Source organism: Rufibacter ruber, assembly GCF_001647275.1.
GTDB classification, from domain to species: Bacteria; Bacteroidota; Bacteroidia; order Cytophagales; family Hymenobacteraceae; genus Nibribacter; species Nibribacter ruber_C.
Genome location: NZ_LRMM01000010.1, coordinates 58781 through 76800, shown reverse-complemented (window position 1 = coordinate 76800; position 18020 = coordinate 58781). Strand labels below are relative to the sequence as shown.

Annotated in this window: 16 protein-coding genes; 2 read left to right on the top strand and 14 right to left on the bottom strand. The window is 45.8% G+C overall.

Annotated elements, in window-relative coordinates; translation table 11 throughout:
* The 8 genes from hisS to A8O25_RS22885 all read right to left on the bottom strand — a co-directional run bounded on the left by hisS (nt 1) and on the right by A8O25_RS22885 (nt 8696).
* Nucleotides 1-1383, bottom strand: a complete 1383-nt coding sequence (gene hisS, locus A8O25_RS06090; RefSeq protein WP_066832133.1) for a histidine--tRNA ligase — start codon at nt 1381-1383, stop codon at nt 1-3.
* Nucleotides 1384-1599: 216 nt separating this feature from the next.
* Nucleotides 1600-2865: an O-antigen ligase family protein gene (locus tag A8O25_RS06085; protein ID WP_066832132.1), complete on the bottom strand. Its 1266-nt coding sequence runs from the start codon at nt 2863-2865 to the stop codon at nt 1600-1602.
* A complete protein-coding gene (locus tag A8O25_RS06080; RefSeq protein ID WP_066832131.1) occupies nt 2837-3958 on the bottom strand; it encodes a glycosyltransferase family 4 protein in 1122 nt (373 codons plus the stop codon). The genes A8O25_RS06085 and A8O25_RS06080 overlap by 29 nt, the downstream gene beginning before the upstream one ends.
* A gap of 65 nt (nt 3959-4023) precedes the next feature.
* Nucleotides 4024-5148, bottom strand: coding sequence for a glycosyltransferase family 4 protein (locus tag A8O25_RS06075; protein WP_066832129.1), 1125 nt, complete (start codon nt 5146-5148; stop codon nt 4024-4026).
* Nucleotides 5129-6433 carry an O-antigen ligase family protein gene (locus A8O25_RS06070; RefSeq protein ID WP_066832127.1) on the bottom strand — a complete coding sequence of 435 codons (1305 nt, stop codon included), beginning with the start codon at nt 6431-6433 and terminating at the stop codon, nt 5129-5131. Before A8O25_RS06070 ends, A8O25_RS06075 begins: the two co-directional genes overlap by 20 nt.
* A 3-nt stretch (nt 6434-6436) precedes the next feature.
* Nucleotides 6437-7498, bottom strand: a complete 1062-nt coding sequence (locus A8O25_RS06065) for a glycosyltransferase family 2 protein (RefSeq protein WP_153042615.1) — start codon at nt 7496-7498, stop codon at nt 6437-6439.
* Nucleotides 7452-8390, bottom strand: a complete 939-nt coding sequence (locus tag A8O25_RS06060; RefSeq protein WP_082893483.1) for a glycosyltransferase family 2 protein — start codon at nt 8388-8390, stop codon at nt 7452-7454. Before A8O25_RS06060 ends, A8O25_RS06065 begins: the two co-directional genes overlap by 47 nt.
* A 114-nt stretch (nt 8391-8504) precedes the next feature.
* Nucleotides 8505-8696: a hypothetical protein gene (locus A8O25_RS22885; RefSeq protein WP_153042614.1), complete on the bottom strand. Its 192-nt coding sequence runs from the start codon at nt 8694-8696 to the stop codon at nt 8505-8507.
* A 332-nt stretch (nt 8697-9028) separates the two neighbouring features.
* Here A8O25_RS22885 and A8O25_RS06055 point away from each other — a divergent pair, with 332 nt between their 5' ends.
* Complete coding sequence (locus A8O25_RS06055) at nt 9029-9358, top strand: hypothetical protein (RefSeq protein WP_066832124.1); 330 nt, start codon at nt 9029-9031, stop codon at nt 9356-9358.
* Between the two features lie 76 nt (nt 9359-9434).
* Here A8O25_RS06055 and A8O25_RS06050 read toward each other — a convergent pair whose 3' ends face one another.
* From A8O25_RS06050 to A8O25_RS06030, 5 genes are all read right to left on the bottom strand, one after another.
* A complete protein-coding gene (locus A8O25_RS06050; RefSeq protein ID WP_066832123.1) occupies nt 9435-10370 on the bottom strand; it encodes a glycosyltransferase in 936 nt (311 codons plus the stop codon).
* Nucleotides 10355-11005 (bottom strand): NeuD/PglB/VioB family sugar acetyltransferase, encoded by a 651-nt coding sequence (locus A8O25_RS06045; protein ID WP_066832122.1) that lies wholly within the window; start codon nt 11003-11005, stop codon nt 10355-10357. Before A8O25_RS06045 ends, A8O25_RS06050 begins: the two co-directional genes overlap by 16 nt.
* Before the next feature lie 3 nt (nt 11006-11008).
* Nucleotides 11009-12091 carry a DegT/DnrJ/EryC1/StrS family aminotransferase gene (locus A8O25_RS06040; protein WP_066832121.1) on the bottom strand — a complete coding sequence of 361 codons (1083 nt, stop codon included), beginning with the start codon at nt 12089-12091 and terminating at the stop codon, nt 11009-11011.
* Nucleotides 12084-12866 carry a methyltransferase domain-containing protein gene (locus A8O25_RS06035; protein WP_082893482.1) on the bottom strand — a complete coding sequence of 261 codons (783 nt, stop codon included), beginning with the start codon at nt 12864-12866 and terminating at the stop codon, nt 12084-12086. Before A8O25_RS06035 ends, A8O25_RS06040 begins: the two co-directional genes overlap by 8 nt.
* Nucleotides 12867-12978: 112 nt before the next feature.
* On the bottom strand, nt 12979-14412 hold the full coding sequence (locus A8O25_RS06030) for a lipopolysaccharide biosynthesis protein (RefSeq protein WP_066832119.1): 1434 nt from the start codon (nt 14410-14412) through the stop codon (nt 12979-12981).
* Between the two features lie 843 nt (nt 14413-15255).
* On the opposite strand from A8O25_RS06030, the gene A8O25_RS06025 reads away from it, so the two are divergent.
* Nucleotides 15256-15888, top strand: coding sequence for a hypothetical protein (locus A8O25_RS06025; protein WP_153042613.1), 633 nt, complete (start codon nt 15256-15258; stop codon nt 15886-15888).
* 491 nt (nt 15889-16379) lie between these two features.
* On the opposite strand, the gene A8O25_RS06020 is transcribed toward A8O25_RS06025, so the two are convergent.
* Entirely contained in the window at nt 16380-17933 is a 1554-nt protein-coding gene (locus A8O25_RS06020; RefSeq protein WP_377047721.1) for a GNAT family N-acetyltransferase, read from the bottom strand.
* Between the last annotated feature and the right edge of the window lie 87 nt (nt 17934-18020).

The window sequence follows — 18020 nt, the reverse complement described above, 5'->3', positions numbered from 1 at the left end:
TTATGCGGGTAGGCTGTTTTGCAGTTCAGAAACAATCTCTGCCAACGGGAGGCTCTTCTGCTCCCCCGTGCGCATGTTGCGCAGGTTCAACTGGCCGCTTTCCATTTCCTCTGAACCAATCAAGAGCACGTACGGGATGTTTTTCTGGTCAGCGTAGCCCATCTGTTTCTTCAGCTTGGCAGACTCCGGGAAAAGCTCAGCGGCTATGCCAGCTTTACGTAATGTCTGCAATACAGGCAGTGAGTACCGCATTGCGGCATCATCAAAATTAGAGATCAGCACCTGCGTAATGGTCTGGCTGTCTTTCGGGAATAGGTTGAGCTCCTCCAGTACATCAAAAATGCGGTCCACGCCAAACGAGAAGCCCACCCCAGACACGCCCGGCAGCCCAAACATGCCGGTGAGGTTGTCATAGCGCCCGCCGCCGCTGATGCTGCCCATCTGCACGTTGTTCACTTTCACCTCAAAGATGCAGCCGGTGTAGTAGGAGAGGCCCCGGGCCAGGGTGACATCAAGCTGCAGTTTTGCCTTGTTTAGCGAAAAGGAGCCCAGAAACGCCAGCATCTGTCTGATGTCTCTCAGGCCGCGCTGGCCTTCTTCAGAGGTTTGCAGGAGCGCGTCTAGCTGGGGCAGCAGATCTTGCACGTCACCTGAGAGTTCCAGGATTGGCTGCAGCTGGGTCACCGCCTCTTCAGAAATGCCTTTCTCCCTGAGCTCGTTGTTTACGGCCTCCTGCCCAACTTTGTCCAGTTTGTCAATGGCCACGCATAAATCGGCCTCCCGGCCGAAGGCACCAATGGCTTCGGCAATGCCGGCCAACAGCCCGCGGTGGTTGAATTTGATGGTAAAATCGTCCAGCCCCAACGTGCTTAGCACCTCATCCATCATTAAAATGATTTCGGCTTCGCAGAGCAGGGAATTAGTGCCTACCACGTCGGCGTCACACTGGTAGAATTCACGGTACCGGCCTCTTTGCGGACGGTCTGCCCGCCACACCGGCTGAATCTGGTAACGCTTGAAGGGGAAGGAGATGTCATTGCGGTTCATGACCACGTACCGGGCAAAGGGTACGGTGAGGTCATAGCGCAGGGCTTTCTCAGAAATTTTACGGGTGAGCGGCTTGTAGCCCTGCTCCAGGTCCTGGGGGGTGATTTTATTCAGGAAATCACCGGAGTTGAGGATCTTGAAAATGAGTTGGTCCCCTTCGTCCCCGTATTTGCCGGTAAGCACTGAGAGGTTCTCCATGGCCGGGGTCTCCAGCGGCAGAAACCCAAATTTCTCAAAGGTGCGCTTGATGATGGAGAAGATATAATTGCGTTTCACCACCGTGGCCGGCCCAAAATCACGGGTGCCCTTGGGGATAGAAGGTTTGTCTTTGCTCATACTGAAGTTACTAATGCCGCGAAGATAGCAAATTCAGGAAAGACTTACGGTGGTTTGTGAGCAACTCAAACTTTCTGTTTTAGAGCTGTTTTTAGAAAAACAGCTCTAAAACAGACCTGAGGCTTTTTCAAGAGTATCTCTGAAAAACGGCATGGGAATGGGTTCTGTTTTCAGCCTGATTTTGCAAAAACAACCCGGAAACAGAAGGAGCGGGGCTTATACTTCTGAAGGTTTGGCAACAGATGCTTGCTGGTTGCTTCTTCTGGGGGCAAACAGCAGGAGGGAGATGAGAAAGGAGAAGAGCAGGCTCCCGTCACGCCGTTGCAGCAGGGACTCTGTGAGGCAGCACAACGCAAAGATCAGGACAAAGCAAAACAGCAGGAAGTTTTGCTGTCTGTATGCCTTCCAGAGGGTGAAGAGGAGAAATAAGAGAAATAGCGCAACGCCAATAACCCCTATTTCCACCCCAAACATAAGGTATTGGTTGTGGGCGTCAAACCTGAATTTTACCCCTTCAGTGAAACCATTTTCTTTATACCTTTTCACCAACGCTTCTTCCCGGTCACCAGCGCCTACTCCCAACAATGGGTTTTCTTTGATCACTTCCAACGCCCCTTGCCACATCTGCCGGCGTTGGTCAACCCCTGCGTTCTCTGTGAATTTTATGCGGAGGTAGGTTACCTTCTGAACCAGGGTGATTCCGGTGACCAACGTGCCCAATAAGATGACCACCAGCATCCCAAACCTTCTTGCTTGTGCCGCCCGGTAGACCATTACCAGCGCTAATACCAACATAGTCACCACTAAAGACGTGCGGGAAGAAAGCAAGGCAAGCAGTGCAAAGAAAAACAAGCAGAAGAGCAGGTGGCCCCCCATGCTTTTCAAGTCACCACTTTTCTTTTTCTGATAGAGGAAATAGCAGTGGATTAAAAGGCTGGTACTTATGTACAGACTGTAATAGGGGGCATGAAAGTCTATTCGCTGGGGTAGAAAGTAAGAGAAATAGGTCCAGTCTATCAGCCCCGCCCTGGTCAAATGTTCCGGGAACTTCCCAAAGTACTCTAAGAAGATAATAGTAATGGCGTATACGCTGAGTAAGAAGCAGCCAAAGCTGAAGGCAAACAAGGCGTTTTGCACCTGCTCCCGGGTCAGTTTCCGGTAAAACATGACCGCCAGCAGCGGGAGCGTGGCCAGCAGGTGCACAAAGTTGAGGGCTGCTTTCACATTAGAACTGTACAGCACAGACAGGAGCGTGAGACAGAAAAGGGCAAGCAGGGCCAAAAAAGTTTTTTCCCGTAAGATGGAGGAAAGGGCTGGCCTGGTCTTGACCGTGTGCCAGAGAAAGAAGCCCAGCAGGACAAAGAGAAGAATAGACTTCAGGTTGGTTCTGAGCGGAAGACAAAAAGCATACAAGTACACCAGGAAAGCAAAAAGGCTTTCCCCGGTCCTGATTTTAGTGAGAGAGGCTTTGCTGAAACCCATGAAATTTCTCTGTTACAAACTGCTGTATTTCTTCCTTAAAACGGTTATTGTTAAACCGTTGCACAGAGGCCTTTATTTTATGGGGGTCAAACTGGAACTGCGTATCTTCAAAAGTTGCTATGGCTTCCTGTAGGCTGGTTTTGGTCTGATTTCTGAAAAATAGCCCGGAAACAGGAGTGACCGTTTCAAGGGCGCCGCCCTTGCCATACGCTATGACAGGGGTGCCGCAGGCCTGCGCTTCTACCGGGGTGATGCCAAAATCTTCTTCGGCGGCAAAAATAAAGGCTTTTGCCCGCTGCAGGTAATCTTTCAGGACCTCAAAAGGCTGATAGCCCAGCAGGGTGACGTTCTTAGAGGCTAATTTCTTTATTTTCTGAAAATCTGGCCCGTCTCCAATCACCACCAGTTTTTTGTCAGGCATGTCCCTGAACGCCTCTACAATCAGATCAATCCGTTTGTAGGTGACCATGCGGGAGGCGGTAAAATAAAAGTCGCCATGCTGGGGCACGGTGGCAAAGCTGTCTACGTCTACCGGGGGATATATGACAGTAGATTGCCTTCCGTAGTTTTTAGAAATTCTACGGGCAATATAGTTAGAATTGGCTAAGAAATAATCAACCCGCTGCGTGGAGGCCAGGTCCCAGAGCCTGAACCGGTGCAGGATTATCTTGGCAAAAAAGCCTTTGATCCCCGTTTTCAACCCAGACTCCTGCAGGTACTGGTGGTACAGGTCCCAGGCATAGCGGGCGGGCGAATGGCAGTAGCAGATATGCAGTTGGTTGGCATGGGTCAGTACGCCTTTGGCTACGGCATGGCTGCTTGAGAGCACAACATCATACGCAGAGACATCTAGCTGCTCAATGGCCAGCGGCATCAGGGGCAAATAGTTTCTGTACTGTTTTCTGGCGAAGGGGAGATGCTGGATGAAGGTTGTAGTGGCTTTTTTGTGTAAAAGGTGCTTTCTGAAGGTATCAGGCATAAAGTCAATCACTGAGAACAGGTCTGCCTCCGGGAAAACCTGCAGCAGCTGTTCAATGACTCTTTCTGATCCAGAGAAATCAACAAACCATTCATGTACAATCGCAACTTTCACAAATTTGCCATTAAAATGTGTCCTTACCCATTCCGTTCAAGAACCGCTTAACCCACTGTTTACCTCTAAACCGTCTCCAGAAGCTTTTTAAACAACTGAACGTGCTTTAAAGAAGATGCTTCCCAGGAGAATTTCAGACATCTTTCCCGCCCTTTCTGGATTAACTCAGCCTGTAAGGGTTGGTCCTGCAACACCCGCTCCATCTGCTGCCTAAGCTGACCTACATTCAACGCGTCAAAATATAACACGGCGTCTCCGCAAACTTCTGGGATACTGGCAGAAGTAGATGCCACCACTGGGCAGCCACAGGCCATAGACTCCAGTGGCGGCAGCCCAAACCCTTCATAAATAGAAGGAAAAACCGACAAAGATGCGCATTTATAGAGTAACGGCAAAAGAGAATCTGGCACAAAGCCGGTGAAATGAACAAAGTTTTTTAGTTCCGGCTGCCTCTCCAGCTGTTTAAACACCTCCTGGTCTGGGGTCAGAAAGCCCTGTTTCTGACCTACAATTACCAAGTGGAATTTTTGACGTAGCGCCAGGGGCAGTAGGGCATAGGCTGCCAGAAGCGTTTTGAGGTTCTTGTGGGGCTTTACATTGCCCACGTACAAAAGGTAGTCCTGTTTGGGCAGGGCAGGGAGCTGGCTACGCAGTTCTTTTATCTGCGTAGCACTGAAATCTTCATGAAAAATGCTTTTATCTACCCCACTGTGAATGACGGTAATTTTTTCAGGGGCACAATGGGTATAGTGGGTGATCTCTTTTTTAGAGAAATTTGAAACAGTTACCACCTGATCTGCCACCCTTACCGCGGCATTCAAAAAAAAGGTAGCATATATTTTTTGCTTGAGGGTTAGGTTTTGCCTGTAGGCCAGGTGGTAGGTGTCATGTATAGTTACCAGCCTTCTTTTGGCCCTTATAGGAAGAAGTGGGGTAGTATAGTGAGGAGACCAGAAGACATCACAAGTTGGGATCTTCCAGCACAACTCCACCTGCTCTTTTATGGAATAGATGGGGGCTGATATAGGTATGATAGTAACTTGCGGGGCCCAGCTAAATTTTTGCAATTCCTCTTTCCTGCCAAGAACTATCACCTTGGCCAATGGGAGTAAGTACGGTATGGTCTGCTTTATGTAAACGCCAATTCCAGATGAGTTTACCATTCTGGCGTCAATTACGATGGAGGGCATTTGTATTATTTTTAACAATGATCTGCTGAGCTAACAGAAAGCTAAACAGCAACCAGTACAAAAAGAAATTTACTCTACTGCTCAAGGCAGAATTCAGTAGGCTGGCAGCAAAGAAGTAAGCTGAGAGTCCAATAAAAGTCAGGCAAAGCTGCTTTAGCCGTTGGTCTTCATACCTAAAGAAAAGCAGCAGGGAGTAGGCAACGCTGATCACGAAAAAGAGAAAATAGAGAGACCCTAATGGCAGGCCATTCTCCAGAAACAACTGAAACCAGTAGCCATCTGTGACAATTTTCTTCTCCGGATCACCACTCTGCCCTTGCGTACCTATTCCAGCGCCTGCTACAACGTGCTCTTTGAGGTAATCTATAGAATTAAAAATCTGCCTGAAATGCTCATCTGTAGAACCTATGGTGCCTTCTTCCACCCCCGTCACCCTTCTGACCAAAAAAGAATCCTTAAAAAAATTGCCAATGCCAACCAGGGCCAGGACCAAAAGAGAAAAGCCCAGTATCAACTTGATAAGGTAATTCAAGGTAAACCGGCCATAACACAGAACATAGATGATGGCTCCTGACAAAATGGCTCCAAATAAGGCGGCGCGGGTATAGGTCAATACATTGGCCAGTAATGTAATTCCTATATAAAACAGATCTATCTTTCTTTTCTGGTAGAGGTATTTAGGTAGTAGAATACAAAACAGGATAATGGTGAAGCTGGCGAAAATAATGGTGTTGCCCAATAAAGCGGTAGGCCTGACTATAGAAAATTCTACAAAACTAAAGGTCACTTCCCCTCTAAGTACCAGTAAGCTAATAGGAAGTTTGAAAGAGAAAATAAACTGGAAAATCGCAAACAAACAAAGCAGTACGCCTGCCAGATATAAGAGTCTGATGCTCCTGCCTATCTGCCGTTCTTTTTTGAAAAGAAGCGGGACATACAGTATGCTGGCAGCATATACGAGGTTGTTTCTTATTCCAAAAAGCCTTTCCAGAAGCGGGTTCACATCTAATGTAATGGTTTTAATCAAGGTGAGAACGAACAGGAAAAACCAAAATGCTGCAAAGAAAACATACGAGATGTTCATTTTCCCCGCTTGTAGGGTCAGCTCATAAAGGGTTAAGCCAGTATGGAGTAGTAAAAGGAAAATCAGAAGATCAAATACAATTGTACTTAAGCTTATCTCTGTAAAAGAGAGGAAATTGGTGATAAAACCACTAAACAGAAGCACCAGCAACAGCAGTGTTACCAACCAACTGGAAGCAGATATTTTATAGCTGGGGGCCATCCTTTATCTAGATGTTAACATTAGGCGTAGCGTGGTCATTGCCCTTGAGAACTGAAACCTGGCCAATCTCAAAACAACAGAGGCCATTAAGAGAAAGAACAGCTGCAGGCGGCGTTCCGGATAAAATTTCTTAAAGAAGATGATTTTGCTTCTGATGCCGTGGTAGTCAGCTAACTCACTTTTTTTCTTTCCTGAAGAACTGGAGCCAATAGAACGTCCTTCTTTATGGAACACCTTACTCTGCCGGGCAAAACCAAGTGTAAAGCCTTTGCGCCTTCCCCTCTCAGCCCAATCCAGTTCTTCAAAGTATAAGAAGTAGCTCTCATCCAGTAAGCCAACCTGCTCAATGAAAGTCTTGCTTACAAACATTGAGGCACCCACAATATAATCTGGGGCTTGGATTCGTTCTGGTATTTCAGCCTCCTTTAGACCTTCTGCAATATGGCTGGAGGTAAAGGTTCTCAATGAAAGTTTGCCTCCTAAGGCCTGAATGGTGTCAGGGGCATGGTAGTACAGGATTTTTGATCCCCAGATGCCCACCTTCTTCTTTTTACTTTCAACTGATAACGCTTCTTTCACCAACTCAGATAGGCAGTTCTTGTCTACAACCGTGTCATTATTCAATAACCAAAGAAAGTCAGCGCTGTTTTGTTGTAAGGCAAATCTGATCCCTATATTATTGCCTGCGGCAAATCCTGCATTTTGATCTGACTGGTAGAAAAACAGCTTTGTTGTTGCTTCCAAAGCAACAGTGTCAACCTCGAGCACTTGCTTACAGGTAAGCACTGCAAAGGCAGAGGGTTCATTTTTAAAGTAAGAACCGGCCCAATTTATAAGATGCTGAAAGGAGTTATCAGGAGATGCATTGTCAACTACCATAATCTTGTTGTGAGGGTAGTCTAGCTTTAACAGGCTCTCCAAACATTCAAGGGTGTCTTCCCATCCTTTATAATTCACGAGGACAGTATAAATCTGGGGCAGAAAAGACATACCTGAGTTTTGCTCTGTTAATGTAATATTATGCCCTTGCCAGCACATTAAGTGCTTTTTTGAAAGAGCTTCCAAAAAAGGAGAACTTCAAAATTAGAAATTTTCTCCTGAAGAAGTTTACCTTCTGCAGGGAGATAAACGCTTTAAGCACATTTTTTTTCTCAGGGAAGTAGTTGAGTTTTGAAGAGTACCTGTTATAAAAAACCGCTGCTTGTTCAATTTCAGCACCTAAAAGGGAAAAGTTGTTCCGGGTGATTTTACTTAAAGCGCTCTGGAATTTATTTTTCAGGCTACTTTGCCGGGCACCTACTACATTCTGGGGGTGTTGTCTGTACAGCACTGTTCGCTCTTGTAAAAAGGACACTTTCCCAAAACTGGCAGCCGTTAGAAGAAGCCATGTATCATGCATGAGCGCCTGGTTAGGGATAGGGAGTGCTATTTCAAGCAGCGGTTTATTCATAAGGGCTGTGCAACCCGTCATGACGTTTTCTACCAAAATTCTATTTAAATACCAATTAGAAGGATTAAGCTTCATAAACTCCCAGTAAGAGGGGTAGAGGGGCTGCAACTGTTCATCTACCACCTGCAGATCAGTAAAGACAAGGGCCGGTGTCAAAGGGGAGCTTTGCCTTTCTAGCAGCAGCAGTTTTTGAAGAGAGTTTTCAATTTTAGTGGGAAGCCACACGTCATCCTGATCGGCCAGCGCCACATAGTCACCGCTGGCCATACTGATTGCATTTGAAAAGTTCTGTACCACCCCCAGCCGTTCCCTGTTCACTGTATATTTTAAGTTGTGCGTGAGTGCGTACTGCTGAAGGATATCTATGGTTCTGTCTGTAGAAATGTCATCACAGACCACCACCTCCAGATTTGGGTGCGTCTGGTTAAAAATAGAAGCAAGCTGCTCCTCCAAGAACTTTTCACCATTATAGGTGGCCATAGCTATGGAAACGAGAGGGGTAGTCATGCTTTTGGTCTGAATGGTAGATTCTCTGTAGGAAAGAAATTTTAAGTTATTCTAACTCAATCAGAGTAAAGTTCTTTTTTTAACTTATATGTTTGGAGGCAAGAATGTCTTCTATTACCACACATCATTGTGCCTTCCTTTTACTTTTAGCGCTTGTTTAAAATTTGATTTTGCAAGCGAAAACGGGGAGCTCAAGGTTCTTTTATAGCCTTTTTTGAGCAGCATACGCCCCGCTATGGTGCGAGAAAAAGGCAAAGTCAGGTTCTTTTGATACCCGTTTGCAGCGCAAAAGACAAATTTAAACATGCTCTTAAAGCAATCTTAGATTTAGAAGATACTTCTATTCTTGATGTAAGCCCCAAAAATAGAAGCTCTGATGAAAGAAAAGGAATGAAAGCAAAAATACGTTAATAAAAAGAGAGGTTGAGATTGGAAAAGTAGAATCTTACACGGTTAGCAAGTTTTATAAAACTGAAAGCCTCCAACCTGGTAGAGAGTGACACTCTCCTAAATGGGGCCTCAGAAAAACTATTTCTGTTTTTGGCCTAGTTTTATGAAAACAGGCCAAAAACAGAAGCGGGGCCTTCCTGTGTAGAATAATAAAAGCATACCAGAAAAATTTTTGCTTCCCATACCTTTTGGAAAGGAAGCTGTTCAGAATTTTTCTTTCTTTCTTTCCCTGGCGCAAGCGTCTGCTAGTTTTTTTAGAAAAAGGAAGCTTCTGTTCTAGGGCTGTTTTTGTGAAACTGGGCCTAAAACGTAGACACCAACACCGCCAACACCGCTTGCGCAGCCAAGACACTTTAAATGCAAAAAAACAGAAAATTCAACGAAGCTTCTATGATCGGGAGCAATACCTCATAATGGCTTGGAACTATGAAAGAGAGTCCATTCGCAAAGATGCTGATTCTGTTTCGGGCTTGTTTTACAGAAACAGCGAAAAACAGAAACCAACGAAGGTTGAATAACTTACATAGCCGCCTTTTCCTTCAGTTTCAAAATTCTAAACAGCTCGCTTACTTACTTTCATCTTTCCCCAACTGTTTAAATTTTCAAGAACTTTTGGGGTACACGTGTGCCAGGCACAAGTGTCAAAAACAGCCATACCGCCCATCTTTTTATGCTGGAGTTTGCTTGCAGGGCCTTGTAACTGTTCTGGACAGCTTCCTTTTTATTCTTCTCCTGTAAGTTTATCTTCACTAAGTGGAGATAAAACCCTGATATTGTCTGCTGTATGTTTTTATGGTAACTGTAGTTCAGGAAGGCATCCAGAGCCTGAAAGGTGGCAACATTCTTAGTCAACATGGTTTTTACCTTGGCGGTAGAAGCATAAGCGGTGGAGATGGCTCCCCCTGAATGCACTCTATACGTCGCCATTACCTCTGGCAAAAAGCCTATTTTACCTTTATGAGCGTTTAAAATATGGAGCGGCCAGTCACCAATGGCAGCTTTTAAAAGAAAAGCTGGGTAGGGCGCAACCAGATGATTTCTGAAAAGGCAGGTGGCTGTGAAAATGAAGTTTTCTCTAAAGAGGTCTTTTATGGTAGAAACAGGAGGTTGGTCTAAATTAGAGGTCTCTTCGTTGCCACTGGGCTCCATAACAATTCTTGCCCTGTGGAAGGAGATAGAAAAATCAGGGTTTTGATCTAAAAAGTCTACTTGCTTCTGTAGTTTTAGCTCGTCCGTCCAATAATCGTCACCTTCGCATAAGGCAATGTACTCTCCTTTGCAGGCATCAAGGGTTTGGAGGAAATTTTTCATCATTCCTACATTGGTATCAGGAAGCAGAAGCCTTATTTTTTCCGGGAAAGTTTCTCCATATTTTTTGATAATGGATCGGGTCGCGTCTGTAGAGCAGTCTTCCCCAATGATTAACTCAAACGGGAAATCTGTTTTTTGCATGAGCACCCCTTCAATTGCCTGTACTATAAAGTCTGCATGGTTGTAGGCAATCATGCAGACGCTTACCTTGGGAGCCATTCGCTAGTATTCGTTTTAATTACCCGGGCTGGTACCCCCACCGCTACCGAATGGTCAGGTATGTCCCGGGTAACTACCGCCCCAGCCCCTATTACTACATTTATACCAATCTTCACCTTGGGCAGCACCGTAGAAGCCGCCCCTAGAAAAGAGAAATCACCTATGGTTGCCCCGCCATTTACTATAGTACCGGGTGACAGTTCTGTGTACTTCCCTACCACCACATCATGGTGCACTTGCACGCCAGCATTCAGTAAGCAACCCTCCCCAATCTGCACACTATTAGAGACTAGAACCTTTGACATAACATTCAACCCCGTGCCAAGGGAAACCCCATACTGGCCAATGTCTGCCTTATGGTCAATAACAGAAACCAAAGAACCGCCTAACTCTGTGAATTTTTGACCTAAGGTGAACCGAATCTTAGGTTGGCCCACCCCCAGCGCAAATCGATTGTCATTCCTGAAAATCTGGCCTACTTCGTCTATAGACCTAAGGATAGGGAAGCGTCCGTAAAGCTGCGGGGGAAGGTCTCTGGTCACATCATCAAAAAAAGACAAGCCAGAAGTTTCGCCATTGGCTGTTAGAACCTGCAGCAGATCTTTTGCATGGCCGTTGGCTCCAATAATGATCATGGGCTAATAGTTTTGGGCTCTTAACAAGGCCCTTGAAATCATGTCTACTTCCTCAACAGAAAGCTCATGGTACAAAGGCAGGCAAAGGACCCGTTTAGAGATATCGCCAGATGTCTGCACCGGATAAGCTGTAGTGATGTACTCCAGTGTCTCCAGAGAAGGGTAGAAGTATCTTCTAGGGTAGACATAGACACCATGTAACGCCTCAATAGCCTTTAGCAAAGCTGGTTCGTCTTCAAAAATGACAGGGTAGTAAGCATGGTTTGCGGTATGGTTAGAAAGAACAGAAGGGCGTTGCACCTTTAGCCTACGAAGCATGTGGTCATACCGCTCTGACAGCTCTTTCCTTTTTTGAAGAATTTCATCAACATATTTTAAATTACAGAGCCCCATGGCGGCATGAAACTCACTGTTCTTGCCGTTGATGCCTATACCGGAGAATTTTTCTGGCCCATTGTGGCCAAAGTTTCTCATGAAGGCTATTTTTTTTGCGGTTTCAGGGTCTTTGGTGACAATGGCGCCCCCTTCAATGGTATGGAATAATTTAGTGGCATGGAAACTCAGCGTTGAAACATCACCAAAGTGGAAGACGGAACCCGTGCCTATTTTTGAACCGAAAGCATGGGCTCCATCATAAATGACGCGCAGGTTGTGTTTTGCGGCCACCGCTTCAATAGCTTCTGCATCACACGGGTTCCCGTACACATGCGTGGCTAGAATGGCAGTGGTACGGGGGGTGATGGCCTCCTCTATAAGCGCAGGGTTAATGTTGAGCGTGCCTGGGTGAATGTCAACAAAGACAGGGGTGCAGCCTTCCCAAACAATGCTACTGGTAGTGGCAACATAAGAGAACGGGGTGGTGATGACTTCCCCGGTCAGCCCTAGTGCTTTGATTGCTATCTGTAAGGCTATGGTGCCGTTGCTTACATAGAACAGATGAGGTACCTCAAAATATTCCTTTAGCCTTAGCTCCAACTCATTGACCAGCGGACCATTGTTCGTTAACCATTCCCTTTTCCAGATGCCCTGTAAATAGGTGTCATATTCTTCCTTAGGGGGCAGAAACGGTTTAGTTACATTAATCATTTTCTTTGGAAACTATGTACAGAACAGAACGTGGGCTGATGCCATTTTTTATAAACTCCTCTGGGGTGAAATCCTTCACCGTCCATTCTCTAACCTTGAAGCCAGCTCCTTTAAGTCTGCCCACGAAACCACTCTTAGAAAACTGGCGAATATGGTCATCCTGTCCAAAGCGTCGCCACCTCTCAGGTATAGACTCAAGGGTGGGTTCTTCATCAATTTGTTCAATAGATAAGAGAACAGGCACCATGGCAATTCCCCAACCCGCAGGTTTCAGGACCCGGTATAGTTCCTTCATTGCTTTTTGATCATCTGGCACATGTTCTAAAACATGGGAGCAAATGAACGCATGGAAGCTACTGTCTTCATACAAATGCATATCAGTAAGATCTACCTGATCATCTACGTCATGCATATAAAGATCAGCCGACCTATACGTGATGTTAGGGAAGGATTTGATAAAGCTTCTTAAGGCCGGGGCGGGGGCAATATCCAGCAGTCTGTAAGGCACCAGAGGGTCAATTACCTTCTTCATATAGAGCGCATACAGCCTGTCTCTGTCTGAGCAACCACACCGGGGGCATTGGTACTCCTGCACATTGAGAGTTTCAAAATCATCAAAAGAATAAGGCCACCCATACTCCTTCAGCTTTTGGGCGTAATGAGGTGATAAAGCCTTAAATGAAAATATTTTACTGTTGCAAACAATACATTGTCTTCTGGCTGGTAAAACACCTGTTATAACCCTATAAGCAAGGCTTTTTATCTTTTGTAGCATCTTAGCGGGGAGAGTCAGTGTTAGGAGAGGGTTCTTTTAATGAACTTCAAAAATGCTTGAACAAGAAGCAAATGGTGAAGGATATTGAATGTAAAGGTAAATTAGTTTAAGGTTACTTGCCTTTCTGGCTCAGAATATTTGAAAATTTTTCTTTGATAAGTAGTGACGCTTCCGTTCTAAAAATCAAATTAAGCCCTATATAAAGAAAAAGGATGGTAGACGCCTCCAGCCCCAACAATAAGATTCTGGGTAGCAAAAGGTACGTTTTAATCTGCATTGCCGCAAAACCAGAGATAAACGCCAGCAGGAAATAAGGAACTATCATTCTGGCCTGTGTGCCCATAGACAGACTGATATCTCTGCTCACAAACAACATATTCACTAAAACCGAAATAAAGTAAAAGATGACCATCCCGTACAGATAAGCAGTAATACCCATCTGAAACCCGATAATAAAAACCAGAAGCAGAATTGATTTTTTTATCATGTCTAGTTTAAGAAAGGCTGACGAATTTCCCCGGCCACTGATAAGGTTCACCATGATAGAGCTTAACGGGTAAGCAAACCCCCCTAACAGCATAATTCTGAAATAGACAATAGACTGACTCCATTTTGAGGTGAACAGGAGAAGAATGATATGGTCTGCAGAAACATATAAAATGCTTAACAGGATAAACGCTAAAAAGGAAACCGTTACTAGGGATTTCTTATAAACGGAGACCACTTTCCCTATATCATGCTGATGCCTGCTAATTACAGAGAAAAATACTTTTGTAATGCTCCCAGAACTGTAATGCACCACCAGGCTATTCAGGGATTGGGCCCGTGTATAATACCCCAGTGACGAAGCATTAAAAATCTTTCCAATGATAAAGACATCTAAACGGCTAAAGATATTCTCAAGCACCGTGGGCAGAAAGATTTTTGAACCGAAAGCCCATAACTCCCGCACAGAAGAAAGGTTGAAAGTCCATGTTGGCTGCCAGGGGGAGAAAAGCCATAGAAGCAGCGTGAAAATTATTGTATTGAGCAGGCTTTGTGCCACCAGGCTCCATACTCCATACCCCAGGTAAGCCATGGCAATGCCTATTGCCCCAGATACAGCCACTGCTATGCCCCTGTAAATGGCCAGGGGTTTTAAATCAATGGCTTTTAAGAGTTTAGAGGTCTGTATTAACGCAAAGGCATTGAGGAGAAAAACCGGGGAGATTCCTTGAATCAAGGGAGCCAAGGAAGGCTCTCCATAGAAATCTGAAACCATTCCTGAACTTGCAAATATCAATACAGACAGCAGCAAGCCAACCATTAGGTTTAAGTAGAAGACTGTGGAATACTGCTCCTCCGTGATTTCCTGCTTTTGCACAAGAGCGGTACTAAAGCCCATGTCCATAAACGCATTTGCAAAGGTTACAATCACCATGACCATGCTCAGAAAACCGAAGTCTTCAGGTGACAGGAGGCGGGCCAGGATAATTGAAACAATCAAACCAATTCCCTGGTTAAGGACCTTTTCTAAAAAATCCCAGTAAATTCCTTTTAAAAACATTAGAGAAAACGGGACACAAGATCAAAGCCGCACCTAGGCCTATTGGTCTTAATGATAAAAAAGAGAGGTTGGTTCTACTGTAACAAAGTAACCAAACAAATAGGCAACGTCAAAGGGCCAGGGCAACTTTAGCAGGAAGGGTACACCCTGGGAGAGCGGGCCAGGGGGGAGCAATCTGCTGTAGCCGGCTGTTCAGGAGGTCAAAAGCCAAGTACCGGGGAAAGTGTATCAGGGACTATGGTCAAATTTCTCTGTTAGACCTGGTCAGCTGGGGTAGAACCACTTTTCTATTCAGCTAAAGCAGGATCAGCTTTTGGTTTTGCAGGCGAAAAAGAGCAGCGTCAGGTCTAGGTTAAGCTCTTTTTGCGCAGCCTAGGTGCGCTTTGGCTGGCAAATTGGAGAGAGGCAGGTGGGCGCTAGATTGATTTTCAGCACAAATGTCAATCTGCGCAATACCAGTACCTGTCACTAACCAAAGATGGGCCCAAGTTCATTTACTTTTGTTCATTTTCTTAAAATCCTCATCTTTACATTAGTTTTCTTCAGCATTTTATGGACAACAGTACTAGGGAGCCGTCTAAGCCCGCTTCCGTTTATTCAGATGAAATAGATCTCAGGTTGGTTTTGAGAAAGCTCAACCAGCTTTACCACAGGCTTTTATCTGGCTTGAAACGTACTGCCATTATCAACTTTAACTATTTTTTCCTGCTTGTTCTTACACTCCTTCTTGGGATAGGGGCGGGGCAGCTGGTTTTTCAGGTAAAGCGGAAATATTTTATTAGTACCATGACCTTGGCGCCTGCTGAAATAAGAAATGACTATTTCAAGGGGGAAGTTGAAAGAATGAACAAATTAGTGATGGATGGGAATTTAGATGAGATTTCGGCCAACCTTAACATGAGCAAAGACAAAGCCTCTTTCATCAAGTCCCTCAAATTTTCTAACCTGGATCAATTCTCAGAAGAGGTAGATACCGTGATATATGGCGGACCTTTCAGCATAGAAGCAGAAGTCTATGACCAGACAATTTTTGTTCCTCTCCAGAAAGGGCTCGTGCATTATTTTAACAAAAATGATTTTTTCACCAAAAGTACCGGCGCAAAGAGGGAGTACATGGAACGCGTGCTTGCCAAACTGGAATATGATATTGCGTCCCTTGACAGTGCTAAACAGTCATCCATCTCTCTCAAAAGGCTTAAACAGCCGGTAAACGAACTGGTGAAGGGTGACTTGGTAGATCAGGCAGGTTTGTATGAGACAGGTTTGAATTTAGTTGAAAAGCAGGAATACCTTCGGTCAAGGTTAAAAACCTTGGAGATCGTGCAGGTAGTAGTAGGTTTCGCTCCTATCCAAAAGCCAACAAAGCCCGTTTTAAAAGAACACCTGATTATAGGAGGTATCATAGGCTACCTCATTGGCCTTCTTTTGGCCTTTTGGTATGACAACCATAAAAGAAGCAAGGCAAGTTTGATATAGGAAAAAAACTGGCACCGTGGTTGGCGTTTCAGTTTAACGTTTATAACTAGTGGCGAAGAGCTAGGCAGGCGACGCTGTTTCTGGCTTGTTTTCAGAAAAATAGCCCGAAAACAGCAGCGCCTTTTGTTAAGCAGGTCAAAAAGCTTTCGTTAAAGGAGATGTACCTTCTAATACGTCTGCCGGTTTAAAATCTAAAGAACTTCCCTGGTATTACTTTTTCCGTTTTACTTAGGTGGGAAAGGTTGAGCTGGTGTTGCCGTTTTTGGTCTATTTTTAAAAAAACAGCCCCAAAACAGAAGCTTTAGAGACAATCACAGTCCTTGGCCAAAGATTGAAGTTAATGCACCAGCACCTAGTTCTTTGTTCTTAAGCTTTACCTGCAATACAAACCCCTCTCCACAAGCTCCCCAACGTCTCCTCTTGCAATGAACCGCTCAGAAACAGGAACGCTGGCCATGTGGCCAGCCGTTCCTGTTTCTGAGCTACTTTCTCTAAATCTCAGTTAAATCATCTTCTTTCTGGTGCAGCCAGCTCAGGTTGTAGAGATCCTTCCGGCGGTCACGCAGGTTACGCACGCTGCCGGTGGTGTTCAGGTCCTTCAGAAGCTCCAGGTCCAGGTCGGCGATCAGGGTCATCTCGGTGTTGGGTGTGGCCTCTGCAATGATGGCATCATGCGGGAAAGCAACGTCTGAGGGCGAAAACACCGCTGATTGCGAGTATTGGATGTCCATGTTCTCTACCCGGGGCAGGTTGCCCACGCTGCCGGTGATAGCCACATAGCATTCGTTTTCAATGGCACGGGCCTGGGCGCAGTGCCGTACCCGCAAGTACGCATTCTTGGTATCTGTCTGGTACGGAACAAACAGGATTTTCATCTCCTGGTCAGACAGCATACGGGCCAGCTCCGGGAACTCTACGTCATAGCAGATCAGAATCCCTATCTTCCCGAAGTCGGTGTCAAATACATTCAGTTTATTTCCGCCGCGCATTCCCCAGTAATGGGCCTCGTCTGGTGTAACGTGCAGCTTGTACTGTTTGTCCCAGGTGCCATCGCGGCGGCAGAGGTAGCTTACATTGTGGAGCTTGTTGTCTATGTACTCCGGCATACTCCCCGCAATGATGTTGATGTTGTACGAGAGGGCCAGGTGAATGAGGCGCTCCCGTATGCCGTCTGTATAATCGGCTAACTTTCTGATAGCCGCAGACGGGGTGGTCTCATCTGTGAGTGCCATGAGCGGGGCATTAAAGAACTCAGGGAACAGCACCATGTCTGCCTTGTAAGAGCTTACCGTGTCCACGAAGAACTCAATCTGCTGCTCAAAATCCTCCAGGGAGTTCATTTGGCGCATCTGCCACTGGATTACCCCAATGCGTACCACTTTCTTGGTGCCGCCTACCAGCGTCTCCTTTTCTTCATAGTACACGTTGATCCATTCCAGCAAGGAGGCATAGGCTTTAGACTCCTTATCCTGGGGCATGTAGCCTTTGATAATCTTCCGTACGTGAAAGCCGTTGCTCAGCTGGAACGTTAAGATAGGGTCATAGATCTCCTTGTTGCGCACCTGCTCAATGTACTTGCCCGGCGTCATCTTGTCAGAATGTTCCTTGTAGCCGGGTATGCGGCCGCCCAGGATGATGCCGCGCAGGTTCAGGTTTTCGCAGAGCTCCTTACGGGCGTCATACAAACGCCGTCCCAGGCGCAGGTTACGGTAGTCTGGGTGCACAAACACATCTACGCCGTACAGGGTGTCGCCGTCTGCGTCATGGGTGTCAAACTTGCCACCGCCCACAATCTGCTCATAGGTGTGCTTGTCGCCGTATTCAGAATAATCAACGATCAAGCTCAAGGCGGCTGCCACCACCCGTCCTTTATCCTCAATACACAGCTGCCCCTCTGGGAAGCGTTTGAGCAGGGAGTTGAATTCTTTTTGGGTCCAGGAGCCGCCCAGGTTGGTGTAGACCATTTCCATGATCTGCTTTACCTCTTTATAATCTGCCTGGGTAAGTTGTCTTAGTATTAATTTGTGTTCAGTTGTCTCACTCATATTGCTGGTTGCTTTTCTTTTCTGTGCCATAGCCAACACAGAAGAGGTGAAAAAGGAGGAAATCTTTATACCCAGCCCCCTCCCAGG

Bases quoted from the DNA above. Each gene is read 5' to 3' on its own strand.
- hisS (WP_066832133.1), bottom strand. From the start codon at position 1,383: ATGAGCAAAGACAAACCTTCTATCCCCAAGGGCACCCGTGATTTTGGG.
- A8O25_RS06085 (WP_066832132.1), bottom strand. From the start codon at position 2,865: ATGGGTTTCAGCAAAGCCTCTCTCACTAAAATCAGGACCGGGGAAAGC.
- A8O25_RS06075 (WP_066832129.1), bottom strand. From the start codon at position 5,148: ATGCCCTCCATCGTAATTGACGCCAGAATGGTAAACTCATCTGGAATT.
- A8O25_RS06070 (WP_066832127.1), bottom strand. From the start codon at position 6,433: ATGGCCCCCAGCTATAAAATATCTGCTTCCAGTTGGTTGGTAACACTG.
- A8O25_RS06060 (WP_082893483.1), bottom strand. From the start codon at position 8,390: ATGACTACCCCTCTCGTTTCCATAGCTATGGCCACCTATAATGGTGAA.
- A8O25_RS22885 (WP_153042614.1), bottom strand. From the start codon at position 8,696: ATGTTTAAATTTGTCTTTTGCGCTGCAAACGGGTATCAAAAGAACCTG.
- A8O25_RS06050 (WP_066832123.1), bottom strand. From the start codon at position 10,370: ATGGCTCCCAAGGTAAGCGTCTGCATGATTGCCTACAACCATGCAGAC.
- A8O25_RS06045 (WP_066832122.1), bottom strand. From the start codon at position 11,005: ATGATCATTATTGGAGCCAACGGCCATGCAAAAGATCTGCTGCAGGTT.
- A8O25_RS06040 (WP_066832121.1), bottom strand. From the start codon at position 12,091: ATGATTAATGTAACTAAACCGTTTCTGCCCCCTAAGGAAGAATATGAC.
- A8O25_RS06035 (WP_082893482.1), bottom strand. From the start codon at position 12,866: ATGCTACAAAAGATAAAAAGCCTTGCTTATAGGGTTATAACAGGTGTT.
- A8O25_RS06030 (WP_066832119.1), bottom strand. From the start codon at position 14,412: ATGTTTTTAAAAGGAATTTACTGGGATTTTTTAGAAAAGGTCCTTAAC.
- A8O25_RS06025 (WP_153042613.1), top strand. From the start codon at position 15,256: ATGAACAAATTAGTGATGGATGGGAATTTAGATGAGATTTCGGCCAAC.
- A8O25_RS06020 (WP_377047721.1), bottom strand. From the start codon at position 17,933: ATGAGTGAGACAACTGAACACAAATTAATACTAAGACAACTTACCCAG.